The organism is Staphylococcus sp. FSL K6-0223 (assembly GCF_038008285.1).
On the sequence record NZ_JBBOYX010000001.1, the window covers coordinates 26,815 to 48,681 of the forward strand.

Here is a 21,867-nt window from a genome sequence, read left to right on the forward strand (position 1 = left end):
CCATCTTGATTCGAATGAGCGTATTAGCAAGCGGTAGTACAGGAAACGCGACTTATGTAGAAAGTGAGAAAGGCAGTCTATTAGTAGATGTCGGTCTTACGGGTAAAAAGATGGAAGATTTATTTAGTCAGATTGATAGAGATATAAAGAATCTGAATGGTATCCTAGTGACACATGAACATAGCGACCATATTAAAGGACTTGGCGTCATTGCACGTCGATATGGTTTACCAGTGTATGCGAATGAAAAAACTTGGAAAGCGATTGAGAAAAAAGACGATAAAATTCCGATGGATCAAAAATTTATTTTCAATCCCTATGAAACAAAATCTATTGCAGGTTTTGATATAGAATCATTTAATGTCTCTCATGATGCGATTGATCCACAATTTTACATTTTTCATAATAACTATAAGAAATTTACGATGATTACAGATACTGGCTATGTGTCAGACCGAATGAAAGGTATGATTCAAGGTAGTGACGCATTTATGTTTGAAAGTAATCATGATGTAGATATGTTACGCATGTGTCGTTATCCTTGGAAGACGAAACAGCGTATTTTAAGTGATATGGGACATGTGTCAAATGAAGATGCAGGACATGCGATGGCGGATGTGATTACAGGTAATACGAAACGTATCTATCTTTCACATTTATCTCGTGATAATAATATGAAAGATTTAGCACGAATGAGCGTTGGACAAGTACTAAATGAACATGATATCGATACTGAAAAAGAAGTATTGTTATGTGATACAGATAAAGCACAAGCGACACCGATTTATACGTTATAGAATTGAAAAGAAGTATGAAGCTTAATGAAAGCCTTAAGGAAATATGAGGTTTTTATTAAGCTCTTTTTTTGAAAAAATTAAAGTTATGATCTAACAATTTGGACTATACATGAATATTCATTAAAAGGTGGATAAATAGTGCGATTTAGCTAGAATCTGTGAATAAATATAAAAGACGGTCGGGAAGTTATCCCCAAATTTAAAGAAAGTTATCCACTATTGTGAATAATACACACAGAAATACTCACATTATACACAGACTTATCCACAAAAATAGTGTATATGTGACATTTTTGTAGATAAATCTCAAATTTTCCACAGAATTTATATGCATTCCTGTTATAATTAGAGGGAATTCTGTTAACAAGTTGATAACTTGTGGATAAGTCGAATAACTATTATCAACACGGAGGACTATAATGAAAATTACTATTTTAGCTGTCGGCAAATTAAAAGAAAAATACTGGAAACAAGCGATTGCTGAATATGAAAAAAGACTCGGAGCATACTCTAAAATTGAGATGATTGAAGTACCGGATGAAAAAGCACCTGAAACTATGAGCGATAAAGAGATTGAACAAGTCAAAGAAAAAGAAGGACAACGATTATTAGCCAAAATTAAACCACAAGCTACCGTTATTACATTAGAAATACAAGGTAAAATGTTGTCATCGGAAGGTTTAGCTAAAGAACTACAACAACGCATGACACAAGGACAAAGCGACTTCGTCTTCGTCATTGGAGGATCAAACGGACTACATCAAGACGTCTTAAATCGCAGCAACTACGCACTCTCATTCAGCAAAATGACCTTCCCACACCAAATGATGCGCGTCGTCTTAATCGAACAAGTGTATCGAGCATTTAAGATTATGAGAGGTGAAGCGTACCACAAATAAAACTAAAAAATAAGTTGCGTATAACTTATTTTGAAATTGATTAAGTATATAGTATCTCCTATAAAATGTAGTTAACCTACAATAATGCTAAACTATAGCTTTGTAAACTAAAATGTAAATACTTATAATCAAATTGCAACAATATAGTTCCAGAATGCTACAATTTGAGGACAGATTGATAGCCTCGATCACTTTAAAATGAAGCTAGGAGATGACTTACATTATGATTAGTAAACAAATAAAGGGTTTACGCAAGCAACATAATTATACACAAGAAGAGCTAGCTGAAAAATTAAATACTTCAAGACAAACAATTTCTAAATGGGAAAAAGGTATTTCAGAGCCAGACTTAAATATGCTTATGCAATTGTCACAATTATTTTCTGTTAGTACAGACTATCTCATTACAGGAAGTGACAATAGTATTAAAAAAGATAATAAAAACTATTATGAAATGAACTTTTGGGCATTTATGTCTGAAAAATGGTGGGTAATTATTATTATAGTAATTATAATTTGTGGAACAATAGGACAAATTTTTTCAAACTAATGTAAGTATCTCTCAAATATTTTGGGAGGTTTTATTATGAAAATCAAAAAATTATTAAAGACATTATTAATTATTTTATTATGTTTTGTATTGTCTGTTGTTGTTCAAAATATTTCAATGCTTTGGCATATTGCGAGCATTTGGAGTATTGAATATATTTTACATGCATTAACATATATAGTACTTTCATATTTTTCAGTAAAATGGTTCATTGAAATTGTTCTTAAAAGCAATATGAGAGAGTATAGAATAATACCAGTAAAATTTTTTAAGTCATGTTTTCTTATAGGATTAATTTTGATATTAGTAATTGATTTAATATATATATTATTTATTCCTGGTAAATTGATAGTACCTCATTATTCAACAAGCGTCAGATTTATGGAGATGTTCTTTAGCGCATTTTTAATTACTGGTATTGCTGCACCTATATTAGAAGAGATGGTATTTCGAGGAATACTAATGAGATACTTTGAAAAACAATATGGAATTTTATTTGGAATTATAATACCCTCGATTTTATTTTCTCTCGTTCATCTATTTAATGGAGAGTTAAAGGGAGAAAATTTATTATTACTACTTATAGGTGGCTCAATTGCTGGAATAATGTATGCAGTGACTGCATGGACGTTTAATAGTATATGGGCCTCTGCTATATTACATATGCTTTGGAATATAAATGGTTTATTAAATATTACAACTCAAGATGATCATTGGGGAATATATCAGTATATATTAGATACAAAAAATGTACTAATTACAGGTGGAAACTATGGTATGGATACATCATTACTTTCAATATGTAGTTATATTGCAGTTATTATAGTTATTATTAGTGCTAAAAAGACATTTTAATTCTTTACTAAATGGTCGTAAATTATAGGATAGTAATGTTGGTTCTGTTGCAAAGTTAGAAAAATATAGCTAATTACCTTTTTATCATGTCGTTGTTCCCTTAACTGGCTAATATATGCCTAATTTCGTGGTATGGCGAAAATCCGTAGATCTGAAGAGACCTGCGGTTCTTTTTATATAGAGCGTAAATACATTCAATACCTTTTAAAGTATTCTTTGCCGTATTGATACTTTGATATCTTATCTTTCTTACTTTAATATGACAGTGATCTTGCTCAATGAGATTATTCAGATATTTCAATGTACAATGACAGTCAGATTTAAGTTTAAAAGCTTTAATGACTTTAGCCATTGCGACCTTCGTTGAAGGTGCCTGATCTGTAATTACCTTTTGAGGTTTACCAAATTGTTTAATGAGACGTTTGATAAATACATATGCTGAATGATTATCTTGTTGCTTACGCAACCAAATATCTAATGTATGTCTCTCTGCATCAATGGCACGATATAAATAATTCCATTTTCTTTTTATTTTGATGTACGTCTCATCAATACGCCATTTGTAATAAGCTTTTTTATGCTTTTTCTTCCAAATTTGATATAAAATCGGGACATATTCTTGAACTCAACGGTAGACCGTTGAATGATGAACGTTTACACCACGTTCCCTTAATATTTCAGATATATCACGATAACTCAATGCATATCTTAGATAGTAGCCAACGGCTACAATGATAACATCCTTGTTAAATTGTTTATATCTGAAATAGTTCATACAAAAGACTCCTTTTTATTAAAATTATACTATAAATTCAACTTTGCAACAGAATCATATTTAATATGATTAATATAGGTATTTGGCCAATGGTCATTCTAGCATTATTAATCATAGCTAATAGTATTTTTATGGTTTATAAGACAGTAGACGTTAAAAAACGCAAATGACAAAAAAGCAATCTCACTCTTAATTTATGTGAGATTGCTTTTATTTATCATAACAATATAATGATGTTTCAAGCACATTATTTAATGTTTCAAACACTTCTTCAACTGTATAGTTATAGTCATTTTCTACCCAACGTCGTAGTACTTCTATTACACCACTACTGTAAAAGTCAGCTACAATTTCAGGATGTTTACTTTCTCTAATCTTTTGCGCTAAGGGGTCACGCTTACGAGTTGAGTTATTTAACATCATTTCGCGACTCACATTCGTTAAACTTCTAAATACATCTGCCTGTCGAGACGAAACTAATAGATGCTTAAAAATCTTTTTATTATTACCAATGTAATAGATAAAGTCTTCAAATGATTCAGGGGTTGTAATGTCTGCTGATGTGTCACCTTTAGCTATAATTTGTTGTCTAATAAAGTCAGGTAAAGTGTAGAGTAATTCATATTTATCTTGGAAGTATCTGTAGAACGTACTGCGGTTGATTTCTGCAATATCACATATTTTTTGAACCGTGATTTCATCAAAATGATAATCATGTAAAAGTATAAACACTGTTTCATGAATATGTTTAATCATGCGCTTTTGATTTGCTGACGGCATTATCTGATTCTCCTATTTATTTAATCTAGTCAGATAGCCTGACGTAATAAGAGTAATTTATCACAATAAAGTTGATTTTTCCAAACATAATAACTGATACTACGTTTAAATTTGTTTATAAAAAAAGAGTAAATAAGTTATTTGAAACGTTTAATACTATAGGAGCGATATAAAAAAGTGGGAGCGAAACTGAGTTTAGTTTCACCCCCTCGCAATAATAGCTACGATTGAGAAGAGTTTGTCTTAAGCGCCTTCTCAACTCGATTTGCTACTGTAAATTTGCATTATGAGTTTTAAATATGCTACACCAAACGAGCAAATTCTTTATTTGTCTTTCTTAACTTTGTAATTAGTTAGTCTCAATACCTTCTAACCATTCATCTACTTTATTATCATTATCATCTACATAGTCTTTAGCTACTTGTTCTGGATTTTTGTTATCAACAAAGATTTTTTTAGCTAATTTGTCTTCGTCAGATTTACTCCAATCATCTGCCATACGTGTTGCAATTGTGTATGCAGCTGGATGTGCTTCTTTAAAGTCTTTGTTAAATACTAAGTCAATATGTTGATTATTATTACCATAAATGTTGTCTGGATCTTTCAACATTTTAACGTCTAATTCTTTAGAGAACCAGCTAGGTTCCATTGCTGTGAAGACGATAGGTTCTTGTTGTTTAAAAGCAGATTGAATTTTCTTGAATTGGTCTTGGTCAGAACTTTCTTTCAAGCTATATTTATCCAAGTTGTCACTATCAAGTTCATCTTTAGTTTCTTGCATAACGCCATTACGTGCGTCTGTGCCTTGAATTGTCCAATCTACAGATTTTCCGAAGTCACTGTTTTTTAAGTCACTAATTGAGTCGACATCTTGCACGTACTTAGGCACGGCTAAACCTACTTTTGCGTTATCAATTAAATGTTTATCATCATAAATTGTTAATTTACTTTTGAACTTATCATAGTAACTTTTATCAGTAGTAGGGAAGATACCTGATTCATGGAATGAATCAGAGTTCTCTGATACAGCAGCATATAACGGGCCACTTGCTGTTACTGGTGTAGTTGTTACATCATAACCTGCTTTTTTCAATACTTCTGCTATAACTAGTGAACGTGGTGTTGAATTATCACTCGCGATATAAGGTATTTCGATTTCTTTATTACCAAGTGATGTTTGACTATCGTCTGATGAACCACTACTGCTACCACTATTACCACAAGCACTTAGCACTATGGCTAAGGCTAGTGTAGCTAGTAGTCCTAAGAATTTCGAACTACGTCGTTTTAACATAACGTGTTTCCTCCTTTTTAATATTAGTCTCTAAGCTCGTCATCATGACGATGTTGAGATGATCGGTTATATCTATCGTAAACACCTTTGTTGTTTTCACGAGCGTATAACATTAATGCTTTGAACAATACATCTTGATCAATATTGCTATCAGTTAATTCTTTGTATAAGTTTGTTGTTTTATCGAAATTTGAATCATGATAATCATGGTTATCATTTTGATGATCATGATTGTTATGACGATAATCATCGTTACTATCGTAATTGTCTTGATAGTGTCGATCATTATAATTACGTTCATCATGATGAGTATGGTCGCCATCTTGAGTATAAAGTGATTCATAGTCGATATCATCACGTTGATTATCATAATGATGTTGGCGATGATGCTGGTCATGATGATTATCTAAATGCACAGAACGGTTATAATCTTCGTCATTATAATTGCGATTGTGGTTACGTTTGTCATTTTGATAAACATAGTTATCTTTGTCTTGTCTAGCGTATTCATTATTTTTATCGTTGACATGACCTTTTTCAGAAGATGTGTCGTGATGTTTATCTTCTTCTAAAGCTTTACCTTCAACGTCAACGTTTGGCAATACTGCACCTAACCATTTAGGAAGGTACCATGAAGCTTTACCAAAGAGTTTCGTCAATGCTGGAATTAATGTCATACGTACGACGAATGCGTCGAATAACACACCGAAACCTAATGCGATACCCATTGACTTAATTGCACTGTCATCTTGGAAGACGAATGCGATGAATACACTGAACATAATAAGTGCAGCAGCTACGATAACAGGTCCACTTTCTTTGATACCTACACGGATTGAATGATCATTGTCGCCAGTCTTACTGTATTCTTCATGTACACGTGTCATTAAGAAGAGCTCGTAGTCGATGGCAAGTCCGAATAACAATCCAATTGTGATTACTGGAAGGAATGCAAGTAATGGTCCTGTGTTTTCAATACCAAATAAGCTACCCATAAAGCCATGTTGAATGACTAATGTTGTGAAACCTAGTGTAGCCATTAATGAAAGGATAAAGCCTAGTACTGCTTTTAATGGAACTAAGATTGAACGGAATACAATCATTAATAAGAAGAATGCTAATACAACGATAACGCCTGCAAATACTGGAATAGCGTTGTTTAGTTTTTCTGACATATCGATGTTAATAACACTTTGTCCTGAAATTTCAGTGCCATAGTCATATTTTTCTTGCGCTTGGCTATGATAATCACGTAAATCATATACTAGATTTTCTGTTGACTGTGAGTTCGGTCCTTTTTCAGGAATGATTGTGAATAATGCGTAATTGTTGTTGTCGGTTAGTTGTGCTTTTGAAACTGTATCAACATTATCAATGTCTTCTAAATCGCTACGCATATTATTTAAGTCACGTTCGATAGTGCTTTTACTTCCACCATCTTTTGTATTTACTAACATGACAATTTGTCCGTTATAACCTTCGCCAAAATTATCTGAGATTAATTTATAGGCTTTGTATTCTGATGAGTCAGTTGGTTTTAAACTATCATCTGGAATACCTAAACGCATGCCACTGACTGGTATAGCAGCTAAAATTAAAATAATTAAACTTACAATAACAGCGATAACTGGCTTACCAACAATAAATTTTGCCCAAGGATGATCTTTAGGGTCTTTACTTTTAGATGGTTTATCTTTAATTTTAATACTTTTATGGAAGATACTGATTAGGGCAGGTAATAGTGTTAATGCTGCTAATACCGCAAATAACACACTAATCGCTGAAGCGAATCCCATAACCGCTAAGAAGTCGATTCCTACAAGTGATAAACCACAAACAGCAATCATAACTGTAAGACCAGCGAATATTACAGCACTACCTGCTGTACCCACTGCTGTTGCGATAGCTTCTACAGTATCGACACCTTTTTTCTTAAGTTCTTTAAATCTAAATAGAATAAAGAGTGAGTAGTCAATACCAACAGCTAAACCTATCATTACAGCTAGTGTAAGAGTGAAGTTTGGAATATCAAAGATATATGTTAATAATGCGATGATACCAACACTTGAACCTAAACCGATGATTGCACTAATAATTGGCATACCAGCTGCGATAAGTGAACCAAAGGTAATAAGTAAGATTACGAATGCTACGACAATACCGACAATTTCTGATGTACCACCAGGTTCAGCATTCATAGCGCCACCTTGAGTTTTTTCAATTTGCACATTGTGGTTGTCAGTTACATCTTTTAATTCTTTGTCGATGATATGTTTAGAAGAATCTTTTAATCCAGTTTGTGGAACTACATAACTTACATTAGCGATAGCAGTATCGCCTTCATCATTAACTTGTCCACTGTCATATGGATTAGAGATATTTTGGATATAATCATCATTTTGTCTGATATTGTCTAAAGCATCTTCAATATCTTTCTTAGTATCTTTATTATTGAGTCCATCATTCTTATTAGAATGGAAGACTATTTTCATCGAGGCTTTCTCACTGTCCTGATGAAATTCTTTACTAATTTTATCGTTTGTGTCTAATGACTTAAGGCCGTTCATAGTGATGTCACTGTCAAACTTCGGTGAGTTTATCATTAATGGCGTGATAATGACACCTAGTATAACAAGCCATCCTATAACACTTAGCCATTTGTTCTTAGCTATAAATTTTCCTAGTTTGTATAATAGCTTTGCCAAGACATTTCCCCCTATTTCATTAATTTATATCGCTTAAAGTATGGGTAGTGTGTTGATGATTTGTGAGCAATTACATTAAATCGATACCTCAAATTAAGCATATTTAAAATGTTGCATTTGATAATGTAACAAGTTATACCCACGTTCGGTACCATTAAAAGTTTTACGTCGTTGGAAAATGCAACACTTTGGAAAAATTGTCGGTTAAAATAGCGTGTATTAAGGGGATATATAAGAAAAGGTTCTGTTGCAAAGTTAAAATTATATGCACATCTATACAAAACTATAAAAGCAAATATTGTTTTAACAGTAAAGAGTTTTGTTAGTATTAATTATTTTTCGTTTTTCAGTATAAATATTACATGATTTTTAACTTTGCAACAGAACCTTTCATTTGTTTTATCGCCTATAAGTAAAATGTTGAATTATCTTAGTCAGCAAGACATTTCTATTTTCAACATTCATTTTTTGATAGTCAATATATGGTACTATTTACATATATTATTTTTTAATATAATTTTATACATTATATTTAATAAAAGAGAAATCATAGTATTAAATTAAGTAGTTTTTTAATTGAATATATAAAATAGATTAATTAAGGAGAAAGCTAAATGGGTAAAAAAGAAAGGACATTAAATAAGCAAAATTCTAAAATATCAAATTCAGCTAATTCAGACAAGGAAGAAAGAGGTTTTCAATTTGTAGTACCAATTGATGAGCAAATTATCACCAATATAAATAATATTTTAAGGGATTATAATATTAAATTAGAACGAACAGAATTTAATCTTACCTCGAAATTTACCACTAATGAGTTAGGAAGGTTACAAAGGGAAGTTGGAAAATACAATAATTTTATTATTCAATATGAAAAATTAAGTATTGATAATGAAAAAATAAAGATAAAACTCAAAAGTAAAGAACTTAATGAAATGCAAACTAAGATTGAGGAAGTTCTTAATATTAAAGAATTAATTTTATTAGATTTAAAGAAAACTAGTTTAAATGATGAAGAAAAGAATGAACTATTTAATGAATTGGAAAAGTTATTTAAAAATTATAAAACGAAAAAGAAAGCTCATCAACTTGTATCTATTATATATATAAAACTTTATATAAATATAAATCAAAATGAGGGAACCAATGTCGGTTATTTTTATTTAAGTAATAAAAGTGATGATATGGAATTTAAAAAATTACATGTTCGTGAAAAAGTTGGCTTATCTGAAAAAACTATGACTAACCAAATGAAGCTACTTTACAAGATATTTGGTATAGACATTTCAAAATATCAACCGGATAATTATCATGGTAAGGCAGAAAATAATCAGTTCAATTACAATTTTAACTCCTTGGAATATCAAATATTAAGTAGTCTTATAAAACTATTAAAAAAATATCCCTTACCTACTACTCCTAATAATATAGATTATATTGATGCTATTAATGAATCTATGTCAAAAAGTAATGCACAAGAATTCGAAGATTTTTTTAAATTAGGAATAAAAGAAGTAAAGGATATAGAATTCAGAAAACTAAAAAAAGTATTAGATACAGATTTTTCTTTTCAAACTATGAAACGTTTAGCGGTAGAAAGTGATATTCTAGAAAAAAAACTAATTACATTTTTTAATGCAGTGAAAGAAAGTAACTTTTATGAAAATGTTATTTTATATCAGAAATTAAGTAGTGCTATTGAGAAGGTGCTATTTGAGCATCAAGATGAAAAAGAAAATTATAATAAATTTATTAATAGTTTGAGAAGTAATGATGATTCGATTATCACTTGTGATAATAATATAGTATCTGGGTATCATTCATTGAAAGAATTAATTTTGAGTGGTAAAAGTGATGATTTTAATGCCTTATATGATGAATTTATTAATTACTCTAGTATAGCTCATGAACATGAAATAATCGAAGAAGATACTGATTCAATAAATACATCATCAAATACTTCTATTAATACAAAAGAAGTACTTATTGATAAATATAATTTCAAGATACCTTTTATTGATCAAATTTTACTAAAAACCCTTCAATCAGATAATAAAAAATTTTTAGATGCTAAAAATCTTTATTCAAAGGAATATTTTGCACAGTCTTCTTTGGAAAATATTATTAGCAGTACTCAATCTTTTACTCCTGACAGAGAAATTCAAGAAGGAATAAATCATCTAAATCAAGCTATCGATCATCTTGGTTTACAACTCTTAAAAAAAGATATACATAATCATAATCAATATACGTCTTATACTCATCCATTTCTTAAAGAACTTAGAAGTATGAAACGACAAATAAGTATATTTAATAGAGATAATATTAATGGAAAACCACTAGTAACTAATGAAATTTATAATTATAAACTTAAAAATACTAATATATTCACAGATAGAATAAGCGAGCTAGTAAAAGAATTAATGTATTTAAAAATAAAAAAAGAATTATATAATAGCAGTAAATATACTGATTAAAATTAAGTATGAGACAAATCTTGTTACAAGGTTTGTCTTTTTTTGTTAAAAAATTAAATTTATCTAATCGCTCCCCCCTAATTATGACTTTTGGATATGCTCCTGATTAATAAAAAAATATGGATTATGATAATAACCGAGCAACGTTGCTTATATCAATTCCCGGGAATTGAATTAAATTAATTTTGATATAGGAGAGTTGCCTAATGTGTAAAGAAGTTAGATTAACTCACCAGTATGGTGAAAGTAAAAGTGAACATAAATTTGAAGGTCAGATTGTTTTTCCCGATGGATTTAGCTCTAATATTGTATTCCAATTAAGTGAGCGTGCTAATTCACTTCTTACTTTAATGATTGGTACAGGGCTTATGCTACCAAGAGGATCATATTTTTCTTGCAATAGTATATTAGATGAAATTGGTGACGATGTTTATTCAGATATTTACGACGAGGAAATTTTTGTAATTAATCATCTTTTTGATTTGTATTTTGAATGTCGATGCTCTTTGTATGAATTAGGTGAGGAGGACAACATTAAATATAAAATATTTAAAAGATAAAAATTACATGTCTCAATGCTTAATAATAGCATTGAGACCATCTTATTAAAATTAAATTATTAAATAGATAAAAGAAGGAGAATGTATCAGGATGATGAATAATAGTAAAAGTAAAAATTCAGAAAATTTTAAAATGAAAATAGTGCTTTTACCAGAAAGTACTAAAACGCAAGAGTGGTTGATTAAATTTAAATCAGATCAATTAGAATGTTTGAAATTAAAGGAGCAGTTTATTCGTTCTTCAGCAGAAAAGTGTAACGATCTTGCTCCAGAGGATAAAACTGAGTTAGACAAATATGTTCATATTCATCAGGAACTAGCTCCTCTAAAACAAGATATAGAAGCTAATGGATTTAAATTAAACACTCAAATGCTGTCTAAAGTAAAAACTCAATTTTTAAATAAAGCTAAAAGTGGTAGTCATCGGGAAAAATTAGATAAAAACTTCAATGCACTAGAATCAGCCATTGATGGTAACCAAAAGTTGGATACTAAAATTTCTTTAATTGGTACACGGACTCATCGTATTACAACTAAGCAATTTAACGTTCAAGGTTTACCAAAAAAGGTTCAACAACTCATACTACCTAATCATTTTAAAAAAGTGTTCATCATTGATTTTAAATCATTTGAACCTTCTGTCGTAGCTTATTTGGCGGATGATAATCATTTAAAAGAGTATCTAAATGGCAGTCAAGGTTTATATGACACATTACTCAATAACCTATCTCTTCCAGCAACTCATCGTAAGCTTGTGAAACGTGCATTCATAGGTTCATTCTTGTTTGGTGGAAATTACATGAACGACAAATTTAAATTGAATCAATATATATCAGAAGATGAATGGAATAAAGCAATGAGCAAGTTTAGCAATGTAATCAAGCTAAAAGAACAAATTGATAATAAAAAGATAATGAAGATGCCTTATGGTATTACTCACGATATGAAGCATTGCCATGGAAGCAGTATTATGGGGCTATATATTCAAACAGCTTCTAGTTATATCTTTAAGAATATCTTATGGGAAGTATATCAACATCAGCGGGATCAAGAGGATTTCAGAATTATGCTCCCAATTCACGATGCTATTATGATTGAGTGTAATACAGATGAAGTTGCAGAGCGTGTTAGACAATTAATGGAAAAAAGTGCCAATCATTTGTTTGGAGATAACTTTGCTCATACCACAATTGAACAATTAGGAGGAAATCATAATGATAAATAATAGAGGACAAAGTTTATCAATACCATCAGCATCAGAGTTAGTTAAAGATAATATTTACGTTGCGAAACTGTATTCTGTTGAACCATCAAATTATGAAGAGGACAAGCATGTATTTACTTATGAAGTAGTTCTACATGGCCAAATATATAATGTTCGAAGAAGTATTGCTTTAAACCCTAGTGATAATCAAATTTCTATTTTTCAGTGGCTAAAACGTCATAGTAATTATAGTCCTAGTCATACTAAATATGGTTCCTATATAGATCATGAACATTTAATACTTGTTGGTGAATACGAAGGTCGTTATTTTGTACGTGATGTAGCACCATTAGAAAATAATATGGAGGATAAAGTAAATGAATAATACGATGAAATTAGCAGAACAATTGTTAAGTGAAAATAAGGAGGCAATCGACCTTGACGGTCTGATTGCTATCCTAACCCTTAGTATTGGTAATGAGATAGAAGAAACGGCACAAGGTGAAGCAATATATAGCAAACTTATTGATAAGTTACAACTTAATATCCCTAAAGATAAGGATTACCGACCTAATATCTATAGCTATTTTGGTATTCAGAAGAAACCCAATGATACAGTACTAATGGCAATGATGATAGAGGTTTTTCATATTAAACGTTTTAATTCAGAATTATTTGTTTTCAAAGCTAACGGTTGGCAAAAGATAAATAAAGATGAATTACAAGGGTTGGTAAGTAAAATGATACAAGTACTATTTATCGATTACAAACCTTCACAAAGTACACTAAGAAATGTGGTTGATGGTCTACAAAAATCAACAGATGTAGAAGAGCTTGTTGAGGATAAGCAGTATATTGGTTGTGGTCCTAACATGTTTAATCTAAATACATTTGAAGTTGTTAAAAATTGTATAGATATATTCCCTAAAACACGCTTGAATATAGAAATAGATAAAGGTGATGTTATAAATGAAAATATACCTGATCACTTCAGTAAATACATGCTAGAGCTTGCTAACTTTGATACCGATTTAAAGCACTTTCTGATACAGCATACAGCAATACTGCTTACTGCTAATACCAAACTACGAAGAGGTTTGATTCTGTATGGCACTGCTAATAATGGAAAATCAGTATATATAAAGTTGTTGAAATCATTCTTTCATCAAAATGACGTTATATCAAAAACGCTAAATGAACTTGGTGGACGTTTTGATAAAGAAAGCTTAATTGGGAAACGATTAATGGCAAGTGATGAAATTGGTAAGGCAAGAATCAATGAGGAGGTAGTAAATGACTTTAAGAAGTTACTTTCAGTTGAACCTATCCATGTTGATAGAAAGGGACAGACACAAGTAGAAGTCACATTAGATTTAAAACTGATTTTTAATACTAATGCTGTACTAAACTTTCCATCTGAGCACTCAAAAGCATTAGAAAGACGTATTGCCATTATACCTTGTGAACATTATGTTGATAAAGCTGATCCGGATTTAATTAATAAGTTGCAGAGTGAAAAGAAAGGCATATTCCTCTATTTGATGTATTTGTACAAGCAAATGATTAGTGAAGATATTGAACGTCTTGAAAATGAACGAGTTACTGAAATTACACATGATTGGTTAAATTTTGGATATGAATTTGTTCCTAGTAAGTCAGCAAGTATTGCAAGTCAGAAAGCGTGCATTGATTTGCTGAAGGAAATAATCGTTCGTAAGTCGGGTTCTAGGGTATATGCGCCTAACATCAACAATATCATCAAACCAAAAACTAATTTAAGTTCTCAAGTAATTAATAAATTGGTTCAAGCTAATTTTAATGTGAAAAGCATACTAAATGATGGCAATAAGTATTGGGTTGATTTAGCATGGAAAGAATCTGATACATATTTTAAAAAGATTAAACCTAATGCTACATTTTTATACTCAGCAGCATCCATGCTTCCTCTTAATTTATCGGCAGCTTGCCATAATTTTTCTTCAAAACCTATAGTGGCCATTAATAACACCTCTTAAAATTAATGTTAAATCAACTATAGCAAAAAATAGAAGATGATTGTGTAGTATTTTATTAATATTTAATTTATCTAGACTATCAAAAAAATATAGATTATTATTATCTTAAATTAGTAAACAGGAGTGAATTAAAATGAATAAAAAATATAAATTAAAACGATACGATAAAAGATTTAGAGGTGGATGGTGTTACAAATGTGAAGATTCATATTCTTATCTTTGTGAAGATTGTGGTTATTGTAGATATTGTTGCCATTGTTAATATAAGACTAAATAAATTGGGTATTTTTAACTCAATTAATAAAAAATTTAAATGTAGTCAATAGCTTGCTAACTTTATTTGATGTAATATAATTTCTGCTTTTAGCTTTCAGTTAAAAAGAAACAAATAATTGGCAGATTTTTTAGAGAACTGGAGAAAAAAAGATGTACATTTCTAGTGTTAAAATTAAGAATTTTAGAAATTTTGATAATATCGATATTGATTTCCATGAGGGCGTTAATGTATTAATCGGACATAATAATTCGGGAAAATCAAATTTATTACGTGCTTTATCTTTAATATTTGACGGTTCAGTTAGAAAACAACTGTCAGTGGAAGATTTTAATAACTCTTTAACAAAAGAATCTTTAAAAGAAGAGGCTCCGAAAATAGTAATTTCAGTGTGTATGACACAGTCTGAAAATGAAAAATTGATGTCTGATGAGTTAATTACGGTAAGTAATTGGCTAACTAAATTAGAAGAACCTTATGAAGCTAGAATACAATATGAATTCTTTTTACCAAAAGATGAGGAAAAAAATTACATAGATTTAGTAAAAAATATAGATGAAAAAGAAGAAATATGGAATTTAATTAGAAGCCAATTTATTAGGTTGTATGTTAATAAAATCTGGGTGGGTAATCCAGAACATCAGATTCCTATAGATAATGATAGTTTAAATAAATTTGATTTTCAATTTTTAGACGCAATAAGAGATGTAGAGAGAGATATGTTTAGTGGTAAAAATACTTTATTAAAAAATGTAATAGATTTTTTTATAGATTACGATATAAAATCTGATGAAACAATCACAGAAGAGGAACAGAAAGAAAAATTAGAAGAAAGAAGAAGAGAATTTTCTGATAATTCTAACGATTTGATTGAAACTATTCATAAAAGATTAGATAGTGGGAATCAAAAAATTTTGTCTTATACAAATGGTATAGGAGCATCTTATGATAAATCAACACCGGGTTTTAAAGGTAATCTTACAGAAAGTGAAATTTATACTGTATTGCAATTGATAATTAAGCATGAAACTGGAATGACTTTACCTATAACTCATAACGGATTGGGCTACAATAATTTAATTTTCATGGCTTTGCTATTGTCTAAAATGCAAGCTGATTCTGATGGGAATTTTCTAGGTAGTAATGCGAAAGTATTTCCAATACTAGCTATTGAAGAACCAGAGGCCCATCTACACCCTACTATGCAAAATGAATTTATTAAATTTTTAAAAAATAACATCAGAGAAAAAAAGGTAAAGCAGATTTTCATAACTACTCATTCAACACATATTTCTTCATCTACAAATATTGATGATATTATTTGTCTTTACACAGATGGTAGTAAAACTAATGTTAGTTATCCCGGAAAAGTTTTTGGTAAGAATATTAAAAGTAAGAAGTACGTGCAACGGTTTTTAGATGCCACTAAGTCAAATATGCTATTTGCAGAAAAGGTAATATTTGTGGAAGGTATAGCAGAACAATTACTATTACATATATTTGCAGACTATTTAAATAAACCGTTAGAAAAAAATCATGTTGCAGTAATAAATGTAAGCGGGAGATATTTCAATCATTTTTTATCTTTGTTTGATAGTAATAATAAATATGCAATTAATCGTAAGGTTTCTTGTATAACAGATTTAGATCCAATGCGAAAAGAAAAAAATGAAAATGAACAAAAAAATAATTTTAAAGCATGCTATCCTTTTGAATATGAAATGGATTTAGATAAATTTGATTATTCAACTAATAATTCTCTAGATAAATATCTAAATAATGAGCACAGTAATATACGAGCATTTGTTCAACCTAATAAATATGGAAAAACATTTGAGTACCAGCTTATGTTTGACAATCCTTCATTAAATCTGTTACTTACAGACTCGATTTCTAATAGTCAAGAGCTAGCAGAATTAATGGATCACTATAAAAAAGAAGTATCTTTACAAAAATTAATGGATATATTACCAAAGTCTAGTGAAAATAAGAGAATAATAAAGTCTTTAAACGAGACAAAAGACAACTGGAATGAAGAGGAAAAAAAGAAAGCATTAATAGCATCTAGATATCTCAATTCTGTAGGAAAGGGTGAAAATGCTCTAGAATTAGCTTCAGTACTAAAAGATAATTTAGAATTGAAAAATCAAGATGAATATCAAGAGTTTATAGTACCTGAATATATAGCAAATGCAATTGAATGGGTGTGTGAATAATATGATTATTAATGCTCAAACGAAATTAAATATAGAACAAGATTTTAAAGTACAGGCTGGTCCTGGTGCTGGAAAAACTGAATTTTTGGTAAATCACATCACAAATGTAATACAAACTTCTGAAAAGCTAGAACGTATGAAAAAAATAGCGTGTATTACTTATACAAATACAGCTGCTCAGACAGTTTTGCAAAGGTTAGGAAAAAGTGTTTCAAACAGAGTAGATGTATCTACAATACACAGCTTTTTGTATAGAAACGTAGTTAAACCGTATTGTTCTTTTTTACCAAAAGAATATGGAGTTTGTATACGAAAATTAAATGGACATGATGATCCGGTTGTGATTAGAAAATACGTAAATAAATGGGTAGAAAATGGAGACTTTAAAGGATTGGAACATCCTAATAGTAAAAAACAAATATTGACTATTCCGACATTATATAAGTCTCTACAAAACTGGCTTCTATCTATGAAACTTTCTTATAAGAATGATGATATACAATTTGTTTGTGAAAACTCCAAAGCGTTAGTATACGATGAAAAAAAAGAAAAATGGCAAAAAATAAAGGATATAAATCTAAAAATACTTGAAAAAGAATTATTAAATTATAAAAAAATATATTGGATGAACGGGATTATCGATCATGATGATATTTTATTTTTCTCATATAAATTAATTAAATATTATCCATTTATCCTTACTGTTTTATGTGCTAAATATCCCTATTTTTTTATTGATGAATTTCAAGATACTAATCAAATTCAAGATTTTATTATAAATAAAATAAGACAGAGGGGTTGTATAGTAGGGGTTATCGGAGATAAAGCACAAGCAATTTATGGTTTTCAGGGCGCACAAGTTGCTTTATTTGAAAATTTTAAAGTTGAGTCAATAAATTCTCATACTATTAGTGAAAACCATAGGAGTTCAGAGCAAATAGTTACCTTTTTAAATAGTATTAGGAAAGACATTAGACAAGAATCATGTAGTGGCATTGAGAATAGCGATGTTTCAATAATGATTGGAAATCGAAATAAAACTTACAATGAGGCTATTAATAATTGTTGTAATGAACCACTTATTTCATTGTCTAGAGATAATATTACCTCTAACGCAATGAAAATAAACTTGGAAGGAAATAATCTTGATAGAAAGTTAATTGAAAAACTTAAAGAAATTGATAGTAACACCCAAAGAAAGAATATTATTGTTTCACTTATTAAAGCCATTGAATTAGCTAAGAATACTAAGTATAAAGACGCTTTGAAAATAATCAATTCGATTTATAAGAATAAAAATAATCCCCAAAAAACAGCTCTTTATTCACTATTAAATATGATTAATAACTATGAGGAATACAGTAATGGTACGTTAATGGATTTTTACAATGTAGCATGTAGATTTTTAGATTTTAAGATTTCGGGGTTTAATAAGGGAAAAATAAAAGATTTTTACGAAAAAGTTTTATATAAAAACGTGGCTATATGTGTAGATATTATTGAAGATACAAGCAACCATATTACTATTCACAAAGCTAAAGGAGCAGAATTCAAAAATGTATTTGTTATAGGTAATAAAGACACTTTAAGTCTACTTTTGAAACCAGATTTAATGAACAATGAAGAGCATCGTATATTTTATGTAGCTATGAGTCGAGCAAAGAAGAAACTTTTTTTACAATTTGATTATCTTGATATTAATGAGCAAAAGAAAATTAAGGAACGTTATGATGTAAATATTCTACAAATAACCTAATCTAAGAACATTTAAATTCAATATATTGCTTGATTATAATTTAATAATGCATAAAATCTATAAACGATTAAAAAGAAAATATATTTGCTAAGACTTATAAAAATGAAGAGATAATAGATTTTCCTAAATTACAGTTAAAAGAAGTAAATAGATTGAACACTTTGAAAGATTCTAATCCAAAATTTGAACCACTAAAATTGAAAGATGAAGAAGATGCAAGATGTAGCCATCAACGCTGATCACAAAGTATTTTTCTTAATGATTATTTTTAATGTTATCATGCTCGTTTCTTCTATTATTCAAATGATTTTAGGAAAAGGTAGACGTATCACACCAGCAAAACCTGCTAAAGATGCTAAGTTACACTTAGATAATCAATCCTCATAAAGAGAAAAAAGAACCCCTAAAAAGTTCAACTTTTTGGGGGTTACTTACTATTAAGAAGTATTTTTGATTAAGCATCTTTCATATCGTAATCACCAATATACTGATCAAGGCGATTTATTGTTTCTCTGATATCATCATGTGTCGTTAATGGGTTCGTTGTACATAAACGAATGACACGTTGGTTATTCAATACTGTGGTATAAGCAATGGCATAACCAGAATCTGCAATTTTTTGCGCAGCCATGCTATTGAGTTGATTATTTTGTGCTTCAGTTAAATCACTGTTTTCATATCTGAAGTTCACAATGGAAAGATTAGCGTGTGAGATAATACGCCAGTTATCGAGACTTGACACGTATTCTTCTGCATATTCTGCTAAACCTTCGCCGTATTTAATGCGCTCGATAATTTCATCTTCACCAATGACTTGCAGAGTAATCCATAATTTTAAAGCACGTGCAGGGCGTGTAAGTTCAATGCCTAACATTTCTGGATCAATCACATCATCATCTGAAGCAATATCATCCAAGTACTCAGCATCTTCGCCAAAGCTTTGCAGCAGATGATTCTTTTCTTTCACGATTACCATAGCGCAACTATATGTTTGGAACAGTAATTTGTGAGCATCCCAACTGGCACTATCTGAACGTTCAATGCCTTTAAATAAGTGTTGTGCTTTATCGGATAAGATATGTGATAGTCCATAAGCACCGTCTACATGGAGCCATAGATTGTAGTGATCACAAATATCTCCAAGTGTGGTGAAATCATCGACAGAACCTGTATTAGTCGTGCCTGCAGTCGCAATCACCATAGCAGGTTTATAACCTTCTTCAATATCTTTATCAATTGCGGCTTTTAAGCTATCTGTATTCATTGTAAAGTCATCGTTGTACTCAATTCTGCGGATATTATTTTTAAGGAAGCCTGCAACATGCAAGGCTTTGCCTACAGAATGATGCGTTTGAGATGTAAGATAAACGGTTGCTTTTTTAATATCTTCCATTTCTACCTGTGCATCTCTAGCCGCAACGATAGCTGTTAAATTGGCCATTGAACCGCCAGATACAAAGACACCACCGGCCGGTTTGATCTCATAACCGATTTTTCCTACCAAGTAGTTAATTAAATTACGCTCAATATTAATTGGCAGCGTCGCATTGGCAAAATTAGAGGCATGGATATTATTTGCTGTTGTTAAAATGTCTCCAAGCCATGATAGACGTGATGCTGGACCTGGTATAAATGAGAATGAACGTGGATGGTTCGGACGATATAAATAATTCAGCACTTCATTATTTAAATCTTTGAGTACTTCATAGATATCTCGCTCTTTATTCGGCACTTCCATCTTTTCATATTTCTCTCTCAACTCGAGCGGTGCCTGTTGTGTCGCAGGTAAGTCTCCAATATCTCTAGATAAATATTTATTAACTTCATCTCTGATAATCGTCTCTAAGTCGATATTGTTCTCATTGAATTCCATTTCCATACTCTCTCCTTCAATTATATTTTTAATAAAAGACAGACGTATTAATTACGACGTTTTACTACAATATAAATGATAGCAGATATTAATAAAACCACGCTAACCATAACGACGAAACCCAGAAGGTGTCGCCCCAATGAATAACGTGCTGTGCTTTAACACTCGGTGCATGTGCGCCTTTCAGAAATTGACGAGGGTAATCGACTTGCAGATTATCATCTGTGATTTTCAAATTGAACCCTTCATTACGGCAAAGTTGATCGCCTTCAGGAATACGACGAGCGACAGCCAATAAGATTCCCATTGTTAACTCAGCTGTTGCATTTGTAGAAGCTATAGGTGTATTCGTAACATTAATATGGTGTTCGCGAGCTGCTTGGATATCAATGTTATTAAAACCAGCACCATAATTTGCAATGATTTTTAATTTTGGCGCCGATTCAATAACTTGTCGGCTTACCTGGGTAGACAATAAAGTGATTAATGCATCTGCATCTTGAATTTTTTGGATTAACAGTTCTTGAGAAATCAACGTTTCACCTGTGTACATATCAACATCAAAATGTTTTTTGAGTTGATTAAGTCTTGTTTCTGGAATTGCGCCTGCTATAAAAACTTTTTTCATAAAAATCGTCTCCTTTGATTATGTGAAAAGTTTCGCAATATTTAATTTAAGTTTAGCATGTGCCTAGTGATTAGGTATGTCTAAAATGATGAAGTAGTAGGTGTTTTTTGTCTGAAACAAACAAATTTCAGAATATAAAAAGCCTCCTAAACGTTAGATACAGAAACATAACGTTTAAGAGAGCGTAGGGGGAAGGGTATTAAGTACAA

General features: G+C 30.5%; 15 protein-coding genes and 3 pseudogenes. 12 read left to right on the forward strand and 6 right to left on the reverse strand.

Annotated elements, in window-relative coordinates; translation table 11 throughout:
* Positions 1-14: 14 nt before the first annotated feature.
* The 4 genes from MHI13_RS00115 to MHI13_RS00130 all read left to right on the forward strand — a co-directional run bounded on the left by MHI13_RS00115 (position 15) and on the right by MHI13_RS00130 (position 3,101).
* Positions 15-797 carry an MBL fold metallo-hydrolase gene (locus MHI13_RS00115; RefSeq protein ID WP_141744493.1) on the forward strand — a complete coding sequence of 261 codons (783 nt, stop codon included), beginning with the start codon at positions 15-17 and terminating at the stop codon, positions 795-797.
* 419 nt (positions 798-1,216) lie between these two features.
* Positions 1,217-1,696 carry a 23S rRNA (pseudouridine(1915)-N(3))-methyltransferase RlmH gene (gene rlmH, locus MHI13_RS00120; RefSeq protein WP_048760983.1) on the forward strand — a complete coding sequence of 160 codons (480 nt, stop codon included), beginning with the start codon at positions 1,217-1,219 and terminating at the stop codon, positions 1,694-1,696.
* A gap of 223 nt (positions 1,697-1,919) precedes the next feature.
* Complete coding sequence (locus tag MHI13_RS00125) at positions 1,920-2,246, forward strand: helix-turn-helix domain-containing protein (RefSeq protein WP_012085243.1); 327 nt, start codon at positions 1,920-1,922, stop codon at positions 2,244-2,246.
* A gap of 36 nt (positions 2,247-2,282) precedes the next feature.
* Positions 2,283-3,101 (forward strand): CPBP family intramembrane glutamic endopeptidase, encoded by an 819-nt coding sequence (locus MHI13_RS00130; RefSeq protein WP_002484875.1) that lies wholly within the window; start codon positions 2,283-2,285, stop codon positions 3,099-3,101.
* Positions 3,102-3,201: 100 nt separating this feature from the next.
* On the opposite strand, the pseudogene MHI13_RS00135 reads toward MHI13_RS00130, so the two are convergent.
* The 4 genes and pseudogenes from MHI13_RS00135 to MHI13_RS00150 all read right to left on the reverse strand — a co-directional run bounded on the left by MHI13_RS00135 (position 3,202) and on the right by MHI13_RS00150 (position 8,655).
* Positions 3,202-3,876: pseudogene (locus MHI13_RS00135) on the reverse strand (IS6 family transposase).
* 210 nt (positions 3,877-4,086) lie between these two features.
* Positions 4,087-4,656, reverse strand: a complete 570-nt coding sequence (locus tag MHI13_RS00140) for a TetR/AcrR family transcriptional regulator (RefSeq protein WP_070548231.1) — start codon at positions 4,654-4,656, stop codon at positions 4,087-4,089.
* A gap of 349 nt (positions 4,657-5,005) precedes the next feature.
* A complete protein-coding gene (locus MHI13_RS00145) occupies positions 5,006-5,950 on the reverse strand; it encodes a glycine betaine ABC transporter substrate-binding protein (protein ID WP_002484621.1) in 945 nt (314 codons plus the stop codon).
* Positions 5,951-5,973: 23 nt separating this feature from the next.
* Entirely contained in the window at positions 5,974-8,655 is a 2,682-nt protein-coding gene (locus MHI13_RS00150) for an MMPL family transporter (RefSeq protein ID WP_002484615.1), read from the reverse strand.
* A 614-nt stretch (positions 8,656-9,269) separates the two neighbouring features.
* Between MHI13_RS00150 and MHI13_RS00155 the strand changes: the two genes are divergently transcribed.
* From MHI13_RS00155 to MHI13_RS00195, 8 genes and pseudogenes are all read left to right on the forward strand, one after another.
* A complete protein-coding gene (locus tag MHI13_RS00155; protein ID WP_002504078.1) occupies positions 9,270-11,132 on the forward strand; it encodes a DUF6038 family protein in 1,863 nt (620 codons plus the stop codon).
* A gap of 206 nt (positions 11,133-11,338) precedes the next feature.
* Positions 11,339-11,692, forward strand: a complete 354-nt coding sequence (locus tag MHI13_RS00160; RefSeq protein WP_049369696.1) for a hypothetical protein — start codon at positions 11,339-11,341, stop codon at positions 11,690-11,692.
* A gap of 133 nt (positions 11,693-11,825) precedes the next feature.
* Positions 11,826-12,917 carry a hypothetical protein gene (locus MHI13_RS00165; protein ID WP_340760971.1) on the forward strand — a complete coding sequence of 364 codons (1,092 nt, stop codon included), beginning with the start codon at positions 11,826-11,828 and terminating at the stop codon, positions 12,915-12,917.
* Positions 12,907-13,281 (forward strand): hypothetical protein, encoded by a 375-nt coding sequence (locus MHI13_RS00170; protein ID WP_070548236.1) that lies wholly within the window; start codon positions 12,907-12,909, stop codon positions 13,279-13,281. The genes MHI13_RS00165 and MHI13_RS00170 overlap by 11 nt, the downstream gene beginning before the upstream one ends.
* Positions 13,274-14,911: a DUF5906 domain-containing protein gene (locus tag MHI13_RS00175; protein WP_431978863.1), complete on the forward strand. Its 1,638-nt coding sequence runs from the start codon at positions 13,274-13,276 to the stop codon at positions 14,909-14,911. The genes MHI13_RS00170 and MHI13_RS00175 overlap by 8 nt, the downstream gene beginning before the upstream one ends.
* Before the next feature lie 426 nt (positions 14,912-15,337).
* Complete coding sequence (locus MHI13_RS00185; protein ID WP_070548238.1) at positions 15,338-17,401, forward strand: ATP-dependent nuclease; 2,064 nt, start codon at positions 15,338-15,340, stop codon at positions 17,399-17,401.
* A gap of 1 nt (position 17,402) precedes the next feature.
* Entirely contained in the window at positions 17,403-19,157 is a 1,755-nt protein-coding gene (locus MHI13_RS00190; protein WP_070548240.1) for a UvrD-helicase domain-containing protein, read from the forward strand.
* A 204-nt stretch (positions 19,158-19,361) separates the two neighbouring features.
* Positions 19,362-19,544, forward strand: a pseudogene (locus MHI13_RS00195) (MFS transporter); the annotation flags it as partial.
* 67 nt (positions 19,545-19,611) lie between these two features.
* Here MHI13_RS00195 and MHI13_RS00200 read toward each other — a convergent pair.
* Positions 19,612-21,030 (reverse strand): pyridoxal phosphate-dependent decarboxylase family protein, encoded by a 1,419-nt coding sequence (locus MHI13_RS00200; RefSeq protein ID WP_340760972.1) that lies wholly within the window; start codon positions 21,028-21,030, stop codon positions 19,612-19,614.
* 235 nt (positions 21,031-21,265) lie between these two features.
* Positions 21,266-21,658: pseudogene (locus tag MHI13_RS00205) on the reverse strand (hydroxyacid dehydrogenase); the annotation flags it as partial.
* Positions 21,659-21,867 lie beyond the last annotated feature (209 nt).